Here is a 1,247-nt window from a genome sequence, read left to right as displayed (position 1 = left end):
AACTTTCCGGAGAACAGCTTGAAACTATTGTTTTTACTGGTTTTAGATGTTGTTATATGGCTTATATATGCGGTTATCTGACATTTTATTTATACTTCTCGGTCGGTGTGGTTTTGAGGTTATGGAGATTGAGATAAAGCGTACTGCTGCATTTATCATACATACATTTCCCTTTAAAATAAGCACATTTTCAACAGAATAAATGCAAAAACCAAAACAATACCACATACAAAAATCAGATAAAAACAACTAAAACAGCAAGAAATCCCATTAAATTATCATGAAACAAACTAATTTATCTAAATATTTTGTCAAATAAAGAAAATATAGCAAAAAATTTATCAATTATTTTTTATGAATATTTATACACAATATCCATTATAATATACACATTTTATACAATGCAAGCTAAACAAAAAAACCTTAATTTAAGTGCAAAATATGGAGTAGCAAGCTAATATTCATGCGTATTTCCATGATTTTGTAGGGTTTGACATATCTAAAATCATGCTGTATAATCATTCGTATTGCAAGGATGAACCTGATTCTCGGATAAATGATGTTGTATAAGATTTGTTCTGAATATATCAGGTAAATTCCAAAAATAAAAAAAGGAGGTAGCCATTATGAAAAACAGCTTAGTCACAATCAAACAATCTGATTTGGTGGATGAAATTGTTTCGGATTATTCGGGGATTTATTCAAAGGACTGTGTGAAAAACATCCTTGATTCTCTTGAATCGCACATAACAGAGCATTTAACTGAAACAGATGAAAACCATCCGCAAAAAATAAAACTGTTTTACGGTTTGAACCTGACAAGTAAAATTGAACCAGCAAAAAGCAAGAATTGTTTTGGCATTGATTTGGATGTGGATTCACATATTGTTGTAAAAGCGAATTTCACAAAATGCTTTTTGCGGAAAGTCAATCAGCTTGCTATTGATAACTGATAAGGTTAAACACTAAAAATGAAAAACTGAAAGTTAAAAGCTAAAAATCAAAAACAGAAAGGAATACATAAACAAATGTTATTTCTTAGAAAACTGCATAGGGAATAAAGAATTTCAAGGACAATGAATACAGAATTGTACAGAATACATCAACCTTAGAATCTGTCTTGATTCAAAAAAGGATTATCCAAAAGTAAATTTCTCCCTCATTCTTATTGGTTCATTCGAGAAATCTATAATCTATCAAAATCCCTATTATTTATGGCGGTGAATAGCCTTTGATTGAGCTAAAAA

General features: G+C 29.7%; 1 protein-coding gene. It reads left to right on the top strand.

Annotated features, from left to right (window positions below; genetic code table 11):
• The first annotated feature begins 626 nt into the window (after window positions 1–626).
• The gene (locus D7Y06_RS25190) at window positions 627–953 is read left to right on the top strand and encodes a hypothetical protein (RefSeq protein WP_120410201.1); all 327 of its coding nucleotides are present in this window, start codon (window positions 627–629) and stop codon (window positions 951–953) included.
• Window positions 954–1,247: the final 294 nt, after the last annotated feature.

Origin of the sequence: Roseburia sp. 1XD42-69 (genome assembly GCF_003612565.1) — a bacterium.
In the GTDB taxonomy this organism is placed as follows: domain Bacteria; phylum Bacillota; class Clostridia; order Lachnospirales; family Lachnospiraceae; genus Roseburia_B.
The sequence above is the reverse complement of the archived record's forward strand: the minus strand, read 5'-3'. Positions and strand labels throughout refer to the sequence as shown.